Origin of the sequence: Piscinibacterium candidicorallinum (genome assembly GCF_047549485.1) — a bacterium.
GTDB classification, from domain to species: Bacteria; Pseudomonadota; Gammaproteobacteria; order Burkholderiales; family Burkholderiaceae_C; genus Piscinibacterium; species Piscinibacterium candidicorallinum.
In genome coordinates this window covers 1,994,351-2,013,258 of sequence record NZ_CP180191.1, presented here as the reverse complement: position 1 = coordinate 2,013,258, position 18,908 = coordinate 1,994,351, and the positions used below count along the sequence as shown (strand labels likewise).

13 protein-coding genes are annotated in these 18,908 nt (G+C 66.3%); 6 read left to right on the top strand and 7 right to left on the bottom strand.

The window, feature by feature from the left end:
* Window positions 1-110: 110 nt before the first annotated feature.
* The 4 genes from mltB to ACMDW7_RS09020 all read right to left on the bottom strand — a co-directional run bounded on the left by mltB (window position 111) and on the right by ACMDW7_RS09020 (window position 5,366).
* The gene (gene mltB, locus ACMDW7_RS09035; RefSeq protein WP_377301332.1) at window positions 111-1,178 is read right to left on the bottom strand and encodes a lytic murein transglycosylase B; all 1,068 of its coding nucleotides are present in this window, start codon (window positions 1,176-1,178) and stop codon (window positions 111-113) included.
* 150 nt (window positions 1,179-1,328) lie between these two features.
* A complete protein-coding gene (locus ACMDW7_RS09030; protein ID WP_377301334.1) occupies window positions 1,329-3,407 on the bottom strand; it encodes a transglutaminaseTgpA domain-containing protein in 2,079 nt (692 codons plus the stop codon).
* Window positions 3,404-4,420, bottom strand: a complete 1,017-nt coding sequence (locus tag ACMDW7_RS09025) for a DUF58 domain-containing protein (RefSeq protein WP_377301336.1) — start codon at window positions 4,418-4,420, stop codon at window positions 3,404-3,406. The genes ACMDW7_RS09030 and ACMDW7_RS09025 overlap by 4 nt, the downstream gene beginning before the upstream one ends.
* A 16-nt stretch (window positions 4,421-4,436) precedes the next feature.
* A complete protein-coding gene (locus ACMDW7_RS09020) occupies window positions 4,437-5,366 on the bottom strand; it encodes an AAA family ATPase (protein ID WP_377302541.1) in 930 nt (309 codons plus the stop codon).
* A gap of 208 nt (window positions 5,367-5,574) precedes the next feature.
* On the opposite strand from ACMDW7_RS09020, the gene ACMDW7_RS09015 reads away from it, so the two are divergent.
* Complete coding sequence (locus tag ACMDW7_RS09015; RefSeq protein WP_377301338.1) at window positions 5,575-6,387, top strand: enoyl-CoA hydratase; 813 nt, start codon at window positions 5,575-5,577, stop codon at window positions 6,385-6,387.
* A gap of 280 nt (window positions 6,388-6,667) precedes the next feature.
* Here the strand turns inward: ACMDW7_RS09015 and ACMDW7_RS09010 are convergent, their stop codons facing one another.
* Window positions 6,668-7,654 carry a hypothetical protein gene (locus tag ACMDW7_RS09010; RefSeq protein WP_377301340.1) on the bottom strand — a complete coding sequence of 329 codons (987 nt, stop codon included), beginning with the start codon at window positions 7,652-7,654 and terminating at the stop codon, window positions 6,668-6,670.
* An 82-nt stretch (window positions 7,655-7,736) separates the two neighbouring features.
* Entirely contained in the window at window positions 7,737-9,803 is a 2,067-nt protein-coding gene (locus ACMDW7_RS09005) for a DUF6600 domain-containing protein (protein WP_377301341.1), read from the bottom strand.
* A 401-nt stretch (window positions 9,804-10,204) separates the two neighbouring features.
* Between ACMDW7_RS09005 and ACMDW7_RS09000 the strand changes: the two genes are divergently transcribed.
* From ACMDW7_RS09000 to ACMDW7_RS08990, 3 genes are all read left to right on the top strand, one after another.
* Window positions 10,205-10,954, top strand: coding sequence for an electron transfer flavoprotein subunit beta/FixA family protein (locus ACMDW7_RS09000; protein ID WP_377301343.1), 750 nt, complete (start codon window positions 10,205-10,207; stop codon window positions 10,952-10,954).
* Window positions 10,955-10,965: 11 nt separating this feature from the next.
* A complete protein-coding gene (locus tag ACMDW7_RS08995) occupies window positions 10,966-11,901 on the top strand; it encodes an electron transfer flavoprotein subunit alpha/FixB family protein (protein ID WP_377301345.1) in 936 nt (311 codons plus the stop codon).
* 79 nt (window positions 11,902-11,980) lie between these two features.
* Window positions 11,981-13,771: an acyl-CoA dehydrogenase gene (locus ACMDW7_RS08990; RefSeq protein WP_377301346.1), complete on the top strand. Its 1,791-nt coding sequence runs from the start codon at window positions 11,981-11,983 to the stop codon at window positions 13,769-13,771.
* Between the two features lie 75 nt (window positions 13,772-13,846).
* Here ACMDW7_RS08990 and ACMDW7_RS08985 read toward each other — a convergent pair whose 3' ends face one another.
* On the bottom strand, window positions 13,847-14,125 hold the full coding sequence (locus ACMDW7_RS08985; RefSeq protein ID WP_377301348.1) for a hypothetical protein: 279 nt from the start codon (window positions 14,123-14,125) through the stop codon (window positions 13,847-13,849).
* A 429-nt stretch (window positions 14,126-14,554) separates the two neighbouring features.
* Between ACMDW7_RS08985 and ACMDW7_RS08980 the strand changes: the two genes are divergently transcribed.
* Together ACMDW7_RS08980 and ACMDW7_RS08975 are read left to right on the top strand one after the other, a co-directional pair.
* Window positions 14,555-15,730: an efflux RND transporter periplasmic adaptor subunit gene (locus ACMDW7_RS08980; RefSeq protein ID WP_377301350.1), complete on the top strand. Its 1,176-nt coding sequence runs from the start codon at window positions 14,555-14,557 to the stop codon at window positions 15,728-15,730.
* 24 nt (window positions 15,731-15,754) lie between these two features.
* On the top strand, window positions 15,755-18,880 hold the full coding sequence (locus ACMDW7_RS08975; RefSeq protein ID WP_377301352.1) for an efflux RND transporter permease subunit: 3,126 nt from the start codon (window positions 15,755-15,757) through the stop codon (window positions 18,878-18,880).
* Window positions 18,881-18,908: the final 28 nt, after the last annotated feature.

The following is an 18,908-nucleotide window of genomic DNA, read 5'->3' as shown; positions in this document are numbered from 1 at the left end:
GTTGAAGCATGCCCAAAAAGGCTACTGATATGCGGAAAGCTGGATTTGAAGATCTCGATTTAAGTTGATATCGGCCAATTCATGTAAAGCCGTGGCTACTGGAAGTCCGATCAAGCCGGCTTGCGCGCCGCCCGCACGGCACTCGCCAGATCCTGCACCGCAGCGGCGTAGAAGAAGGAGCGGTTGTAGCGGGTGATGGCGTAGAAGTTGGGCGTGCCCACGCGGTACTCCGGCACCTCGTCGCCGGTGGGCAAGTCCACCAGCAGGAAGCGCTCGTCGTCCGGCACTGGGTCAGTGGGCTGCACGCCCTGGGCGGTAAGTTGCTCCAGCGTGAAGCTGGGCAGCGGGCCGGCGGCGAGCATCTGCTTGATCTGGTCCGCGCTCGCGGCCACGCGGGCGGCCACGGCGATGGGCTGGTCGGTCTTCCAGCCGTGGTCATTCAGATAGCGCGCCACCGAGCCGATGGCGTCTGCCGGGCTGGTGCGCAGGTCAATGCGGCCGTCGCCATCAAAGTCCACAGCAAAGCGGCGGATCGAGCTGGGGATGAACTGCGGAATGCCGATGGCCGCGGCAAACGAGCCCGCGTAGGTGCCGTGCTGCAGGCCGTTCTCCTCGCACAGCAGCAGGTACTGGCCCAGCTCGCTCTTGTAGAGCTCCGCGCGGCGCAGGTAGTCAAAGGACAGCGTCATCAGCACATCCAGCACGCGGAAGTTGCCCATGTCCCGGCCGAAGATGGTTTCCACGCCGATGATGCCGACCACGATCTCCTGCGGCACGCCGAAGCGCTCGCGGGCCTGATCGAGCCAGCGGGCGTTCTCTTCCCAGAACTTCAAGGCGGCGCGGATGCGGATCGGCTCCACGAAGCGGCTGCGATACACCTTCCAGGAGCGCTTGAAGCCCGTGGGCGCAGGCTGCATGAGGCGGATGACCGTGTCATTGCTCTGCGCCGTGCCCAGCACGCCAAGGATGCGGTCCATGCCCCAGCCGCTGCTTTGCGCGAAGGCCTCGGCCCAGGCTTGTACTTCCGGCCGCCCCGCATAGGGCGGGAAGCCGCTGCTGCTGGCGGGCGGGATGACTGGCGCTGCGACCGAGGTGCCCTGCGCCCAGGCCGGCAAGGCGATGCCGACCAGGCTGGCGGCTGCGGCGGCACTCTGGCCGAGGAAGTATCTGCGATTCATGGACTGCGTGTGTTGCGGTGGTGAGGGGCGCAAGGTGGACGTGGCGCGTGAGGCGCACGCAGTGCAATGAGCGAAGCGGCGCGAGGCGATGCCCGCAGTGTGCCAGCTTTGCGTGGCAAGCCGCAGGCGCCGAGGTGCGTCGGGGCGGGCTCAGCGCGGCTTGCGCGCCAGGCTTCGCAGACCGAGCTGCGCCTCACGGTATGCGGCGGCCTGCTCGCTGGTGCTCAGCGGCCCGTACAGCGCGCGCTCGATTGCGGAAATCGTGCGGTCAAGCAGCGCCAGCCGGCGGGCGTCCAGTTGCGCGGCAATCCGTTTGCGCCACGCGGACAGCGGCTCGGCCGGCTCCGGTGCCAGGCCTTCGCGCTCAAAGGTGCTGCGCAGGCTCCGCATGAGGCGGGTGGCTTCGTCCGGCTTGGGCAGGCGCGGGCGGGTGAGCCACCAGATCAGCGCCATCGCCGCCGTGCCCAGACCCAGCAGCCAGAGCAGGATCTTCTGCCAGTCCAGATCCTCGATGCCGAGCTTGCCCAGCAGGTCGCGCTGCGTCTGGCCGCCGTAGTTCACCACCCATACGCTCCAGGCGGTGTCGATCGCATCGGCCCAGTTGCGCAGGCGGTTGACCCAATCCGGTGCATTGAAGCCGCCCAACGTGGCTCCCGCGCGCTCCGGAAACACACTGCCGAAGCCGCTCTCCACGCGCGAAGGTGCCACCGCAGCGGTGGGGTCCACGCGCACCCAGCCGCGGCCGGCAAACCAGACCTCGGCCCAGGCGTGGGCGTCGCGCTGGCGCACGAGCAGCACGCCGTCCACCGGGTTCACATCGCCGCCTTGGTAGCCGGTGACCACGCGGGCCGGGAAGTCCATGGCGCGCATGAGCACCACAAAGGCCTGCGCATAGTGCTCGCAGAAGCCGGCGCGGGTATCGAAGAAGAACTCGTCCACCGAGTCGCGGCCCAAGGCCGGCGGCTCCAGGGTGTAGCGGTAGGGCTGCTCGCGGATATGGGCAAGCAGCGCATTGATGAAGGGCTGCGGATCGCCCACATTCACGCCGATTCGGTTACGCAGCTCGGTGGCCCAGGTCATGGCGCGAGGGTTGAAGCCGGCCGGCAGGCTGGTGTAGCGCTGGCGCAGGATGGGCTCAATATCGATGTCTGTCTCAGCACGCCATACACCTCCTGGCTGCGAGCTGACTGCATATCGCACTCGCTCGGTTTGCGGGCGGCTGGTGAGCAACAGACCGTCGCCCGTCAGCGTGACGGTCGACCCGCTCAGTGCAGGCAGGGCGATCGGGTGCTCGAGCGCGAAGAGCCAGGGAGTCTGCTGCGGCTCCAGCGTGATGGTCTGCAGGACCTGTGTCGCGCCCTCCTCAGGAGCCGGCGGCCTGACCGGGCGCAGTGCCGTGAATGATGTATCCGGCCGCCACGTGCGGCCATCGAACTGCGTCAGCACCGGCCCGCGGAAGTAGCGCTGCGCATTGGGCGGAATGCCGCCCGGAAATTCCACGCGCATGACCACCGCATCGTTCTGCGCGAGACGGGTCACGTCACCCGGCGACATGCTGTCCGACAGGCCCGTGCGCGCCTGCTGGCTGCTCTGCGGCACGCCCCACAGCGGCGATGCGGCCCGCGGAAAGAGATAGAACACCACCAGTGCCAGCGGCGCGGCAATGAGCAGCATCTTGAAGGAATCTGTCAGGCTCAGGCGCAGCGAGCGCACCGGCAGACTGCCCGAATGGAACAGGGTCAGCGCAAAGACGAGCACGACGACCGCCACCAGGCCGAGCAGGAAGATCGGGATCGTCTGGCCGTACAGAAACTGCGTGAACAGCAGGAAGAAGCACAGGAAGACGGTCACAAACAGATCGCGCCGCGCCCGCATCTCCAGCAGCTTGGCCCCCGTGAGCAGCACCAGCGAGGCCACGCCCGCCTCACGGCCGATCAGCGTACCGAACTGGCTCCAGATGCCCCAGGCCGCGACGCCGGCCAGCGCAAACAGCGGCCACTTGGGCAGGGGCGGGCGATTGCTGAGGGTGAGCCAGCCGCGAAGCGCCAGCAGCGCCAGTGCGAGGGCGCCGATCCAGGTAGGCAGGAACCACAGGTGCGGCAGCAGGGTGCACAGGCAGCCCACCAGCAGCACCAGGGCATTGCGCTGCTCGCGCGCCAGATCGTCCGCGCCCGACAGTATGCGCCCTAGGCGGCTGGCTTTTGGTGCAGGTGCGGCCGCGGTGTTCACGCTGCACGCTCCGATTGCGTCGCCGTCGTGCGCAAGCCGTAGGTCGCCAGTCGGGCCAGACACGCATGGCGGTGCGCCTCGCCGGACGACATCACGGGTGTTTCCTGGCCCAGCACCAGCGCAAAGCGGGCGCGGCGCTGGTCTGAGTGCACCACGGCCGTAGCCAGACGGGAGAGCGCTTCTTCCAGCGGCACGTCCGGCAGCAGGCTGTCCAGTCGAAAGACGTTCTCCTCGCCGGCCTCGCCTTCATGCACGCGCAGGGCCAGTTGGTCACGCGCAAAGGCGCGCCAGTGCAGGCGGCGCACGTCCTCACCCGGCTGGTAGGGTGTGACGTGGGAGAACGCATCCTGCCCGGAACCGCTGCGTGAAGCGCCCGCGCCCTTGCCCAGGCCGCCGGGCGGCGCGGCGGTGGCCGAAAGCGCCGGATACACCAGCGCGCGCTGCGCCGGCCAGTAGTAGGACCAGGCGCGAAACATGCCCAGCGGGAAGATGGTGTCGATGCGCAGGCGCGGCGCGGCCAGCCAGCCGCGGCGCGTGGTCGGCAGCTTGATCAGCACGTCGCGGCTTTCGCTGGGCTGAAGATGCACATCCTCAGCCAGGGTCTGCCCATCCAGGGACAGGCGCAGCCCCGCGCGGGTGTGCCGGTGCGGATTGGTCAGTCGCAGCACGAAGCCGGCGTCTCCGCCAGCGTGGGCCGGGCGCGTTTCCGTGCAGTCGATCGACAGGCCGAGTAGGTTGTCGTGCGTGCGGTGCATGGCAACCACACCGACCGCACCCACGAGGAAAGTGAAGAGATAGCCCAGCCCGAGCTGATAGTTGATCGAACCGATCAGCATGCACACCAGCACGGCGGCGAACAGCAGGCCGGCGCCGGTGGGCAGGATGTACACGCGCCGGCGGTGCAGTTGTACGGGCTCGCGCGCCGGCTGCTCGTTGCGCCACATCCAGGCCTGAGCGCGGCTGACGATGCGCCTGCGCAGGCGGCCGACGGTTCGATCGAGCACAGCTTGCATGGGACGATGCAGCCGCTCAGACGTTGATGATCGCCGTCTCGCGCAGGATCCGCTCGGCGATCTGCGCGCCTGCGGAATGGTCGTGCGGCACACCTTGATCCGCCGCGCGTGGCACCAGACGGTGGCCGGCCACGGCCACGAAGACCTGCTGCACATCTTCCGGCAGCACATGCATGCGGTTGCGCATCACGGCGGCGGCGCGGGCGCAGGCCAGTAGCGCCAGCGCGCCGCGTGGCGAGAGGCCATCGGCCAAGTGCGGGTCAGTGCGGGTGCGCTCCACGAGCTGCTGCACGTAGTCCAGCAGCTTGTCGCTCACATGGGCGCTGCGCGCCACCTTTTGCGCAGACAGCAGCGCGGGCGGGCTGAACACCGCGGGCATGCGGTTGAGCATCTCGCGGCGGTCTGTGCCAGCCAGCAGTTCGCGCTCGGCCAGGCGGCCGGGCAGGCCCAGGCTGATGCGCATCAGAAAGCGGTCCAGCTGCGATTCCGGCAGCGCAAAGGTGCCGATCTGCGACAGCGGGTTCTGTGTCGCTACCACGAAGAAGGGGTCGGGCAGGCGCTCGCTGCGTCCATCCACGGAGATCGTGCGCTCCTCCATGGCTTCGAGCAGCGCGCTCTGCGTCTTGGAGGACGCGCGGTTGATCTCGTCGGCCAGCAGCAGGTTGGTGAAGACAGGCCCCGGGCGGAACACAAAGTGCTCGTTCTCGCGCGAGTAGATCGTGCTGCCGATGATGTCGGCGGGCAGCAGGTCGCTGGTGAACTGGATGCGGCGGAACTCCAGCCCCAGCACGCGCGCCATGGCCAACGCCAGGGTGGTCTTGCCCACGCCTGGGCGGTCTTCGATCAGCAGGTGGCCGCCGGCCAGCAGGCAGATCAGCGCCAGACGCAGCTGGTCCGGCTTGCCGACGATGACCTTCTCAAGCGCGGAAGTGGTGGCCGCCAGCATCGGGCCGACAGAGATTTCGGAGGATTCGCTCATGGAGGGGTGTGTTCTTGTGGGTATGGGTCGGGCCGCCCGCTGTGCAAACGGTCAAGCTGAGAGTTAACCGCAGTTTTGCGCTGGTTTCGGGCCGGTGGCGGGGGCTGTGCGGGTTTGTCCGGCCCCCGCCGGCGCTACGCTGTTCCGGGAGCAACGAGGTACCCAAGGAGACGCCATGAGCCTGACAGCCAACCCGGCCGAGCCCCAGCCGCTGCTGCTACGCACAGAGGGTGCTGGCGGATGCACCACGCTCACACTGAACGCGCCGGGCAAGCTCAATGCGCTGTCCGGTGCCATGCTGGATGCGCTGGACGCGGCGCTCGGCCAGCTTGCGCAGCACGCAGCCTGCCGCGTGATCGTGCTGCGCGGCGCTGGGCGCGCCTTCTGCGCCGGGCACGATCTTGCGGAAATGATGGCGATGGACGAGTTCGCCCAGCACCGCGAACTGTTTGCGCGCTGCAGCCGGCTGATGCTGAAGATCCAGCAGCAACCCCAACCCGTGATCGCCTGCGTGGAGGGCGCCGCCACGGCGGCAGGCTGCCAGCTGGTGGCAGCCTGCGACTTGGCCTACGCGAGCGATGCAGCGCGCTTTGCCGTGAGCGGCATCAACCTGGGCCTGTTCTGCGCCACGCCGGCTGTGGCCCTGTCGCGCAACGTCGGTCGCAAGGCGGCGCTGGAGATGCTGCTTACCGGCGAATTCATCAGCGCGCAGCGGGCCGAACAGCTTGGGCTCATCAATGCCGCCGTGCCCGCCGACGCGCTGGATGCGCTGATCGAAGCGAAGGTGGCCGCGATCAGCGCCAAGGACAGCGGCGCCCTGGCCGAGGGCAAGCGCCTGTTCTACCGCCAGCTCGAAACCGGCAGCGCCGCGGCCTACCAGATGGCTGGCGCCAGCATGGCCTGCGGCATGCAGCAGGCGGCTGCACATGACGGTATTGACGGCTTTCTGGCGGCCAAAACGGCTCCCAAGGCGCCAAGAATGACTTGATTTTCAAATGATCGTTGAAAAGCGGGCTACGAAGATGCTCATTTTCAACTGATTGAAGGTCTGCACCACCCAAAGATCCGCATCAGACAAGCGGAAAGCCGCACTGCGGCGGCTTTCTTGTTCCTGAGATGCGCTGCCAACGCGTCGCGTTCATCGAGGCGCCCCATCGGGCCAAGCGCAGCTAGGCCGCTCATCAAGGCCCGAGGGGTCGAGGTCCTCAATCCGGGCGCGAGCCCGGCGAGATCATCGCAGCACGTGAGCGCTGCGGATCATCGGAAGGTCAGTTCCAACTGTTCAGCAGCTGCGGCGCACTGATGTTGAGGATGCGGTCGAAGGTGCCGTTGTCCGCAAAGTCGATGCTGATCTGCAGCTGGTTGTCGGCCGACGTGACCGAGCGCATGTAGTCGCGTGCGGTGAGGTAGTCGATGCGGCCGTCGATCAGCACGCCATCCAGCGCCGGGGTGCTGCTGCGCCGGAAGACAAGCTGGCGGATCGTGCTGGCCGAGAAGGTCGTGGTGGCGCCGTTGCTCTGCAGTGTGATGGTTTGCGCGGGTGACAGGCTCACGGCACTGGCCGACTCCTGGTAGGCCCAGCGCACGTTGCTGATGCGGTCCACGCGGCCACCGGTGAAGCCCACTTCCAGCCCCGGGCTCACGTAGGCGATCACGACCGCGCCATTGAGGTTGCCGCCGACGAAGCGGTTCTCGATGCCGAGCTGCCCGGCATAGGTGCCGGCTACGCCGTTGATGAGCGCGGAGAGGTTGCGCGGCGAGAAGCCGATCGTGCTGACGACGTCTGCGCCCGGACGCGTCACCGCGACGGTCATGTCGATTGAGCCGTTCAGGACCAGGCTCACGCCGTCAGCCGACTGGCCGCAGTTGGTGAAGGTCAGGCTCACCAGATCGCCCTGCGTGAATGTGCCGGAGTTGTCAGCATCCTGCGCGCTGTATTGCAGCTGGCCGCCCGTGTTGGTGCAGGCGCTCGAGATGTTGAGGTTCTGGGTGCGGAAGGGGCCAACCGAGGTTACGCCCGCCAATGCGTCCAGCGCGGTGGTGCCGGGAATCAGCATCGTCATCGGCCCGCCGGCGGTCGAGGCGGCAGTGGCGCGCAGGGCGATCTGGTCAGAGAAGCTGGCGGGGTCGGTCGGGGCGAGGACCACGGTATCCGAGCCGCCGCCGCAGGCAGTGAGCACGGCTGCGAACGCAGCGAGCAGCGCGGAGCGGGTGGCGATCTTGCGGACCTTGGAGCGGATGTCTGGGCGGGTCATGGGCAGGCTTCTTCTGGAGGAGGGTGTTGTTGTGTGTGTTCTTGCTCGTGCGGCCTGGTGCGGACGCAGCGCGATTGGCTGATCAGTCCCGGTTGGCGCGTTGCGCCGCTTCACGGGCCACCTGGCTGGCGCGCTGCTCGCTGCGGTGCTCGGCACGCGGCTCCACGCGCTCGATGCGCTGCTCCCGCTCAATGCGCGGCGCAGGCTGCGGGCGGGGGGCTTCAACCCGCGGCATCTCCCGCACCGGCGAAGCGTCGGGCTGGGCGGCACGACGGGCGGCCTCGCGCGCGGCGTTGTGCGGTTCACGGGCGCGCACGTCGTCGGCCTGCGGTGGCCGTGGCGCCACGCTGCCGTAGCCCGAGTAGTTGGCGCGGGGGCGTTCGTCGCGCACGTCAAAGTATTGGCGCTGCGGCGGGCTTACGGGCTGCGGCTGCTGCGCCGGGGCATTGCCGGCGGCGGCCGCTGCCGCTGCAGCCGCGGCGTTGTTGTCCGGGCGGCGCGGCGCAACTTCGCTGGGCACCATGGGCGGTGCAGGGCGGGCGATCTGCGCCGGGTTGGGTGCGCCGTCTTGCGGGCTGGTGACCGAGCCGGCTGCAGGCCCGGCGGTTGTACGACCGGCAGCTGCGGCTGCGGCCGCCGCACCTGCACTGCCATTGAAGCCGGGGCGTGAACCGGGGTTCTGCACAGCCGCCTGGCCGGGGGCGCCCGGCGCAAAGGTGCTGCCGGCTGCGGCTGCACCCGCCGCTGCCCCTGCCGACACGCCGGCGGGCACCGGCCGGCTCACACCCGCGGCCGCTGCGGCCGCCGCCACGGCGGGCGAGGCCGCCGGCAGGGGCGCAGGATTGGCGCTGGGCATGATGATGCGGTTGCTGTTGAAGGCCGCGTTGGCTTCGGCCGCGTTCGCGACCGCGGTGAAGGTCTGGCTACGCACGCCGTTCACGGCCACGGCTTGCCCAGCGGCGCCGCGAGCGAAGGTGGACGCCGCCGAGGCGGCCGTGACGGCACCGGGGATGTTCGTGTTCACGTAGCCCTGGCTGTTCGGGTTGTTGGACACGTAGTTCACGACGGTCACGTTGTTCACGATGGGCCGGTTGACATGCTGCCAGTAGGTCGGGCGGGCGGTGTACCAGGGCACGTAGACCTCACTGGGGCCCAGGGGCACCCAGGCCACGCTCGGGCCGCCGAAGGACACGCTCCAGGAGAAACGGCTGTTGCCGCCGGCAAAAGCCACCATCGCGGGTGCCCATACGGGCGTTGCGGCATAGCTGCCGGGGATCCAGCCCCAGCGGCCATCGAAGTAGTTCCAGCGGCCGTAGTGCGAGACCGCAAAGCCCCAGGGTGCGGCGTCGACCCAGGTCCAGCCCCAGGGGTTCAGCCAGATCCAGCGGCCGAAGCGGAAGGGCGCCCAGCCCACGGCCACTCGCGTTGGGTACCAGACGGGGCCGTAGTTGTCGGTGCGTTCCCAGCGGCCGTTCTCCTCGAGCGTGTCCCAGCCGGTGAGTTCGGTGGAGACATAGCGCGGCTGCGGCCGGCTGTCATCGCGGCGGTCGCGCTCGGCCACCCACTGCGCAAAGTCATCGCGCCAGGCGTCTTCCAGGCGGACGCCGCCGCGGGCGCTGAATTCGGCGCGGCGGTTGCCGCCAATGGCCAGGGACTGGTTGCGGCCGTCCATGCGGGCGATGCCGCGGAACGCTGTCACGGCCACGTCGTTGTCGCGCTCCACACTCACCTGATAGCGGCCTTCATCGACGAACACCACGTTGCCCTGCGGTGTGAGCACGACCGTCTCGCGTGCCTTGCCCGGGCTGCGGAAGCGCGCTGCGATTGAGCCTGCGTCCAGGCGGATGCGGATCACGCTGTCGTCCAGGGTCTGGAACAGTGCGCGCGTACCCGGGCCGAAGCGGAATACTGTGGAGCCGATGCGCACCTCGGTGCGCGTGTCCTCATCGGTCTCGATGGCCGTGCCGGAGGTAACCGGCCAGTTTTGGGTGGGCGCGAAGCGTGACGGTGAGGAACTGTCGGTGATCCATACGCTCCCTTCAACCGCACTGATGCGGCCGACGCGCCCGGGTGGGTCGTCGGCATCCGCGGCGATCGCTGGAACGCTGACAAGGAGCAGTGTGAGGATGAGCAGTGCGCGGTGCAGCATGGTGGCGGGCTCGTTGGTGAAGTGATCGGTTCTGAGGAGAGGTCTTTGTGTGGCCCTGCTGGCGGCGCGGGTGCCGCGCGGGTCTGATGCTCTAACGGCATCGACCGTCATGGGGCTGACGGTCGATACACCCTGTTACGGCCGGCGTGTGCGAATTCGCCGAATGCAGAAGGCTCTTCGGGCAGACCCGAGGTGGCGAAATCGGTTCCGTCCGCGGCATGGTGCCGCGAGTGGCTCAGGGTTGGAGTCCCGCCTCGATTGGTGCTGCGCAGCAAAAACGAACGACCGTGCTAGATTTTGGCTCTGACACTGCGTAGACGCCTACAATCCTTAGGTTTACGTATACGTAAAGTTCCCCGAATAACGATTCCCTTTCACTCTTCACATCGAGGCTGCACGGCATGAAGATCCTGGTCCCGGTCAAGCGCGTGGTGGACTACAACGTGAAGGTTCGCGTCAAGGCGGACCAGAGCGGCGTAGACATCGCCAACGTCAAGATGAGCATGAACCCCTTCGACGAAATCGCCGTTGAAGAGGCTGTGCGCCTGAAGGAAGCCGGCAAGGCCACCGAGATCATCGCCGTGTCCTGCGGCGTGACGCAGTGCCAGGAAACCCTGCGCACGGCCATGGCCATCGGTGCAGACCGCGGAATCCTCGTCGAGAGCGACGCCGACCTGCAGCCCCTGGCCGTGGCCAAGCTGCTCAAGGCGCTGGTGGAGAAGGAACAGCCCGCGCTCGTCATCATGGGCAAGCAGGCGATCGACGACGACTCCAACCAGACCGGCCAGATGCTGGCTGCGCTGCTGGACCGCCCGCAGGCCACCTTTGCCTCCAAGGTCGTGATCGAGGGCAACGACGCGTTGGTCACGCGTGAAGTGGACGGCGGTCTGGAGACCCTGAAGGTCGCGCTGCCCGCCATCGTGACGACCGATCTGCGCCTGAACGAACCGCGCTACGTCACGCTGCCCAACATCATGAAGGCCAAGAAGAAGCAGCTCGATGTTGTGAAGCCCGCCGACCTCGGTGTGGACGTGACCCCGCGCCTGACGCTTCTGAAGGCCAGCGATCCGCCCTCGCGCAAGGCGGGCATCAAGGTGCCGGACGTCAAGACGCTGGTTGAGAAGCTCAAGAACGAAGCCAAGGCCATCTGAGGAGCAGCACGATGACCGCACTCATCATCGCAGAACACGACAACGCGACCATCAAGCCCGCGACGCTGAACACGGTGGCCGCAGCCGCCAAGTTCGGTGGCGACATTCACGTGCTGGTGGCTGGCAGCGGCTGTACCGCCGCAGGCGCCGCCGCCGCGCAGATTGCCGGCGTGGCCAAGGTGCTCGTGGCCGACAGCGCCGCGCTGGGCGACCAGCTGGCCGAGAATGTGGCCGCCCAGGTGCTGGCCGTGGCTGGCAACTACGACCAGATCCTGTTCCCGGCGACTGCTAATGGAAAGAACGTCGCGCCGCGCGTTGCCGCCAAGCTGGATGTGGCACAGATCTCCGACATCCTTTCGGTTGAGTCTGCCGACACCTTCACACGCCCGATCTACGCTGGCAACGTGATTGCCACTGTCAAGAGCAGCGACGCCAAGAAGGTCATCACCGTGCGCACCACCGCGTTTGATGCGGTGGCTGCCACCGGTGGCAGCGCAGCGGTCGAGAACCTGACGGCCGTTGCAGCCGGCGGCTCCAGCACCTTTGTGGGCCGCGAGGTGGTCAAGAGCGACCGCCCCGAACTGACCGCCGCCAAGATCATTGTCTCCGGCGGCCGTGCGCTGGGCAGCGCCGAGAAGTTCACCGAAGTCATTACGCCGCTGGCCGACAAACTGGGCGCGGCCATGGGTGCCTCGCGCGCTGCGGTTGACGCCGGCTACGCGCCCAACGATTGGCAGGTCGGCCAGACCGGCAAGATCGTCGCGCCGCAGCTGTATGTGGCGGCCGGCATTTCGGGTGCCATCCAGCACTTGGCGGGCATGAAGGACAGCAAGGTGATTGTGGCCATCAACAAGGACCCCGAGGCGCCCATCTTCCAGGTGGCGGACTACGGCTTGGTGGCAGATCTGTTCGAGGCCGTGCCCGAGCTGGTCAAGGAACTCGGCTGACGGTTCAGAGACCCGAACACAAGAAGGCATCAAAGGCGCGTGAGTTGACCGCGCCTTTTTTCACATCCGGAGATATCGCATGAGCTACGTGGCACCGACCAAGGACATTCTCTTCTGCATCAAGGAACTGGCCCAGATCGACGAAGTGGCCAAGATCCCCGCCTTTGCCGAAGCCGGCTTCGACACCGCACAGGCCGTGGTGGAGGAGTGCGCCAAGTTCAACGAAGGCGTGGTGGCGCCCCTGAACTGGGAAGGCGACAAGAACCCCAGCTTCTGGAAAGACGGCCAGGTCACGACGACGCCGGGCTTCAAGGACGCCTTCAAGCAGTTTGCCGAAGGCGGCTGGCAGGGGCTGCAGCATCCCGTGGAGTTCGGTGGCCAGGGCCTGCCCAAGGCCATCGGCGCCGCGGCCATCGAGATGCTCAACTCGGCCAACACCAGCTTTGCGCTGTGCCCGCTGCTGACCGACGGCGCGATCGAGGCGCTGCTCACGGCGGGTACGCCTGAGCAGCAGCAGATGTACATCCCGAAGATGATTGATGGCACGTGGACGGGCACGATGAACCTGACCGAGCCCCAGGCCGGCAGCGATCTGGCCCTCGTGCGCACGCGTGCCGAGCCGCAGCCCGACGGCACCTACAAGATCTTCGGCACCAAGATCTTCATCACCTTCGGTGAGCACGACATGGCCGAGAACATCGTGCATCTTGTGCTGGCGCGTGTGGCCGGTGCGCCCGAGGGCGTGAAGGGCATCAGCCTGTTCATCGTGCCCAAGTTTCTGGTCAATGCAGACGGCTCGCTCGGTGCGCGCAATGACGTGCATTGCGTGAGCATCGAACACAAGCTGGGCATCAAGGCCAGCCCGACATGTGTGCTGCAGTATGGCGACCACGGCGGCGCCATCGGTTACCTGGTCGGTCAGGAGAATCGCGGCCTCGAATACATGTTCATCATGATGAACGCCGCCCGCTACGCCGTGGGCGTGCAGGGCATATCGGTGGCCGAGCGGGCCTACCAGAAGGCAGTGCAGTATGCGAAGGACCGCGTGCAGAGCCGGCCGGTGGACGGTTCAATGCCCGGTTCGGCAGCGATCATTCACCACCCGGATGTGAAGCGCATGCTCATGACCATGCGCGCCTACACGGAGGCGTGTCGCGCCATGGCCTTCGTGGCCGGTGCAGCGTACGACGCCTCGCACCATCATCCGGACGAAGCCACGCGCAAGCAGAACCAGGCGTTCTATGAATTTCTGGTGCCGCTGGTGAAGGGCTACAGCACGGAGATGAGCCTCGACGTGGCGAGTCTCGGCGTGCAGGTGCACGGCGGCATGGGCTTCATCGAGGAGACCGGTGCAGCGCAGTACCTGCGCGATGCAAAGATTCTCACCATTTATGAAGGCACGACGGCGATTCAGGCCAATGACCTCGTCGGCCGCAAGACCATTCGCGATGGCGGCATGGTGGCCAAGGCGATCTGCGCGCAGATCGCCAAGACCGAGGGCGAACTGGCTGCACGCTCGAGCGTGGCCTGCCGCGCAGTGGCCAAGCGCCTTACGGCCGGACGCAAGGCGCTTGAAGACGTGATCGAGTTCATCGTGGCCAACACCAAGACCAACCCGAATGCCGCCTTTGCGGGCAGCGTGCCTTACCTGATGCTCGCAGGCAATGTGGTGGCTGGCTGGCAGATGGGTCGTGCTCTGATGATTGCCGAGGACCGGCTCGCCGCGGGCGAGGACGCGGAGTTCATGAAGACCAAAATCGTGACCGTGCGCTTCTACGCAGACCACATTCTCTCGCGCGCTGCCGGCATGCGCGATGCCATCGTCGAGGGTGCCGAGTCGGTCACTGCGCTCAGTGCCGAGCAGTTCTGAGGCTGTGCTGACGTCTTGCTTGCTGCGAAACGAGAAAGGGCGCCCGAGGGCGCCCTTTCTTTTGCGTGCAGCAGATCAGTCTTGCGTGGTTCGCGCGGCCGCCGGCAGCCAATCGCAACGTAGCGTCTGCCGCTGGTGCAAGCGCGCGCGCAGGCTGAAGTAGGCATCGGGCAGGACCATGCCCGCGACGCAAACAAGCAGCAGCGTTGGGTTCAGCGCAATCGAGACAGGCAAGCCGATGATGGCCATGAGCCAGAGCGTGAGGATCACCGTGTAGATGTGATGCTCCATCGGCTGGCGATGGCGGTGGCTGCTCATCCAGTTGGAGATGGCTGCGAGCTGCTGGACTTTCATGGGGAACTCCTTGCCAGGGAGGTCGCGTCGTGATGCGGCCTTACAAGTTTCTTACATTGAATGCGCCGAGCGCTCATCATGCAATGATCGTTTGTCCTAGACATATAGATTGAGGGCTTGGTCAAACCGGATCGACGCAGTGCATCGCTCTTCCGCTCGCATTTGCGGAAGCATGGCTCGATGGTCTGGATGCGATCCTTGGATGAAGTGGCGCGACAGCTGCCAATTTCTGGCCACGCGTGGTTGACAGCGTCTCGTCGAACGCTTAAGTTACTGACCGTTCAGTCAGTAAAGCTGACTCAGCGCATCCTGCCAAATTTGCGCTGTCTCTCCTCCCAAGAGCGCACCGGACCCGGCCTCGAGTGCCGGGTCCAGGTCGCGCCGAAACAAAGCAACCTGCCTCCGCCAATGCCTGCCGGACCAGTCACGATGACCATCACACACACCTCCAAACGCGCACGTTCACCCCGACGCGCCCTGTATCTGGTTGCCACGGCCGCTGCCGCAGTAGCGCTCCTGGCCGCTTGCGGCAAGTCTGCTGCACCACCTCAGGAAGACATCCGCCCCGTGCGCACCATCACGGTGGGGACCGGTCAGCTGGGTGCGGGCGCGGTGTTTGCCGCCGAGATCCGCCCTCGCGTTGAGCAACGCCTGAGCTTTCGCGTCGGGGGCAAGATGACCGAACGCCTCGTGGAACTGGGTACGCCGGTGAAACCAGGGCAGGTGCTTGCGCGCCTCGATCCGAAGGACCTGCAACTCGCTCAGGCCGCTTCGGCCGCGCAGGTGGCCGCTGCCAAGGCGAACCTTGAACTCGCACAGGCCGAACTCAAGCGCACCCAGGAGCTCGCCAAGCAGAACTTCGTCAGCGGCTCGCGCGTGGACCAGGCCGAGACCCAAATGCGCGCTGCCCGCGCCCAATTTGAAGCCGCCCAGGCGCAGGCCAACGTGCAGGGCAACCAGGCGGCCTACGCGGCGCTGACCGCAGACAAGTCTGGCGTGGTGGTGGGCGTGGATGCCGAGGCCGGTCAGGTGCTGTCCGCCGGACAAAGCGTGGTGCGAGTGGCCGTGGGGAGCGAGCGCGACGTGGTGTTCAACCTGCCCGAGCAGGCCGCCCGTGCGCTGCGCCCCGGCGTGCCGGTGAGCGTGTCCCTCTGGGCCAACCCGGCAGCGCCGATCAAGGCCGTGGTGCGCGAAGTCGCGCCCGCTGCCGATCCGGTGGCGCGCGTGATTCTGGTGCGCGCCAGCCTGCAGGATCCCGAAGGTTTAGCCACCCTCGGTGCAACGGCCACGGTTTCATTGCCCGCAGATCCGCGCGCCGCGCAAGCCATCAGCGTGCCGCTGGCGGCGCTCGTGCAGGGCGACGCTGGTCCGAGCGTCTGGGTGGTCAAGGATGGCGCCGCGGCGCGCGTGCCGGTCAAGCTCACCGGCAATGTCGGCAATCAGGTGCTGATCGGCAGCGGGCTGAGTGCGGGCCAGCAGGTGATCACGGCCGGCATCCACACGATCCGCGAAGGCCAGAAAGTAAAGCTCATGCCGGGTGTGGCTGCAGCTGCGTCCGCTACCGCCGTTCCCGCCGCCAGCGCTGCGCCAGCGGCGGCCAAGTAAGCGCCGGGCAGGAGCGCAACACACATGAACGTGAATCTTTCCGAATGGGCGCTGAAAAACCAGCCCCTGGTGCGTTACCTGATCGGTGTGCTGCTGATCGGTGGTCTCGCGGCCTTCTTCATGCTGGGTCAGGACGAGGACCCGCCTTTCACCTTCCGCGGCATGGTGGTGCGTGCCTATCTGCCGGGTGCGACAGCCGAGCAGGTCGCGCAGCAGCTCACCGACAAGATCGAGCGCAAGCTGCAGGAGACGCCCAACGTCGACAAGATCCAGACCTACAACAAGCCAGGCGAGATGCTGACCATCCTTCAACTGAAGGACAGCAACTCCCCCAAGGACGTGCCGGGCATCTGGCTGAAGGTGCGCAACAACATCAACGACATTCGCGGCACGCTGCCTCCCGGCACGATCGGCCCGTTCTTCAATGATGACTTTGGAGACGTGTACGGCGTGATGTTCGCCTTCAGCGCCGACGGCTTCAGCTATCTGGAGCTGAAGAAGACCGTGGAGCGTGTGCGTCAGGACATGCTCCGCGTGAAGGATGTGGGCAAGGTCGAGACCTTCGGCATCCAGGACGAGAAGCTCTACATCGAGATCTCGCACCAACGGCTGGCGCAACTGAACCTGAACGTGACGGACGTCATCGCGCAGATCAACAACCAGATCGATCTCGTGCCCACCGGCACGCTGCCGCTGGAGCGTGACAACGTCCAGGTGCGCATCACCGGTCAGACGGGTGATGTCGAGGCCGTGCGTCGCTTGCCGATCCGCGCGGGCAACGCCACGTTCAAGCTCTCTGACATTGCCACCGTCAAGCGCGACTATGTGGACCCGCCCGTCTCGCGCATCCGCCAAAACGGCCGCGAAGTGATCGTTCTGGGGATCTCCATGGCCAAGGGCGGTGACATCATTGCCCTGGGCAAGGCGCTGGCGCAGGAAGAGAAGCGCATTGAGGCCAGCCTGCCCGTGGGCATCAGCATGGAGAAGATCCAGAACCAGCCGCGTGCCGTGGCCGAGAGCGTCAACGAGTTCGTGCGTGTGCTGATCGAGGCGGTGGTGATCGTGCTGGCGGTGAGCTTCGTCGCGCTTGGCCTGCACAAGCACACGGATGCAGATCAGCGGCCATTCTGGCGCCGCTACTACATCGACGCCCGGCCGGGTCTGGTGGTGGCCTTCACCATTCCTCTGGTACTGGCCATGACCTTCCTGGCCATGTATGTCACCAACACCAACCTGCACAAGATCTCGCTCGGGGCGCTGATCATCGCACTGGGTCTCTTGGTGGATGACGCGATCATTGCCGTGGAGATGATGGTCCGAAAGATGGAGGAGGGCATGGACAAGTTTGCCGCTGCCACCTTCGCCTACAAGGCCACGGCCTTTCCGATGCTCACCGGCACCCTGATCACGGCCACCGGCTTCGTGCCGATTGCCCTGGCCAAGAGCACGGCGGGTGAGTACACGTTCTCGATCTTCTCGGTCACGGCCATGGCGCTGATCCTCAGCTGGTTTGCTGCCGTGATCTTCACGCCTTTCATCGGATTCCATCTGCTCAAGAGCAAGCCAGCCGCCAGCTCAGACGGTCACCACGAACTCTTCAACACGCCGTTCTACAACCGCTTCCGCGCGATGGTGAACTGGTGCGTGGAGCACCGCTGGAAGACGCTTGCCGCCACGCTGGTGGCCTTCGCGCTGGGCATCGTCGGCATGGGCAAGGTGGAGCAGCAGTTCTTCCCCGACTCCTCGCGCCTGGAGATGTTCGTGGACCTCTGGACGCCTGAAGGCTCCAGCTACGCCAACACCGAAGCCGCTGCGGTGAAGTTCGAGACCTGGCTCAAGGCCCAGCCGGAGGTCGAGAGCTACACCACCTTCGTGGGCACGGGCTCGCCGCGCTTCTATCTGCCCATGGAGCAGCTGTTCCAGCAGACCAACCTCGCTCAGGTGGTGGTGGTGCCAAGGAGTCTGAAGGAGCGCAATGCCCTGCGCTTGCGCATCCAGGAGGCGTTTCGGACAGACTTCCCGGAGATTCGCGGCCGCGTGAAGCTGCTGCCCAACGGACCGCCCGTGCCGTATCCGGTGCAGTTCCGCATCCAGGGGCCGGAGATTGCGCAGGTGCGTGCAATTGCCGACCAGGTCAAGGCCGTCGTCATGGCCAACCCCAACACCCGTGGGGTGAATGACAACTGGAACGAGTATGTGCGGGTCATCCGCATCGACGTGGACCAGGACAAGGCGCGGGCGCTGGGTGTGTCGAGTCGCTCGATCGCGCAGGCGGCCAGCGTGCTGACCAACGGCGCGCCTATCGGCACCTTCCGCGATGGCGATGAACTCATCGACATCGTGCTGCGCAACCCGGCCAGCGAGCGTGCCACGCTGGAAGCTGCCCAGAATGTCAACGTGCCCACTGCCAGTGGCCGCAGCGTGCCGCTGGCGCAGGTGGCCAAGGCGCACATCGTGTTCGAGCCGGGCGTGATCTGGCGCCAGAACCGCGACTTTGCCATCACCGTGAATGCCGACATCGTCGATGGCATCCAGGGGCCGACGGTCACTGCGCAGATCGATCCCAAGCTGGCCGATTTGCGTGCGAACCTGCCGGCCAACTACACCATCAACGTGGCGGGGGCGCAGGAGGAGAGCGCCAAGGGCCAGGGCTCCATTGCCGCCAACCTGCCGTTGATGCTCTTTCTGACCTTCACACTGCTGATGCTTCAGTTGAAGAGCTTCTCGCGCTCCACGCTGGTGTTCCTGACTGGCTTTTTCGGCATCATCGGCACGGCACTCGGCCTGATCGTGTTCCGCGCACCCTTCGGCTTCGTGGCGCTTCTCGGCACGATCGCGCTGATGGGCATGATCCAGCGCAACAGCGTGATCCTGATCGATCAGATCGAGCAGGACATCGCGCAGGGGCACCATCCCTGGCACGCGATCGTGGATGCGACCGTGCGCCGGATGCGCCCGATCGTGCTCACCGCCGCCGCGGCCATTTTGGCGATGATCCCGCTGTCGCGCAGCGTGTTCTGGGGACCGATGGCGATTGCGATCATGGGCGGCTTGATCGTTGCGACGCTGCTGACCCTGCTCAGCCTGCCTGCCATGTACGCGGCGTGGTTCCGGATCAAGAAGCCGGAAGAGGGTGCTCCAGCGCACTGACGGCGATCTGCACCCTCGGATATGCAAA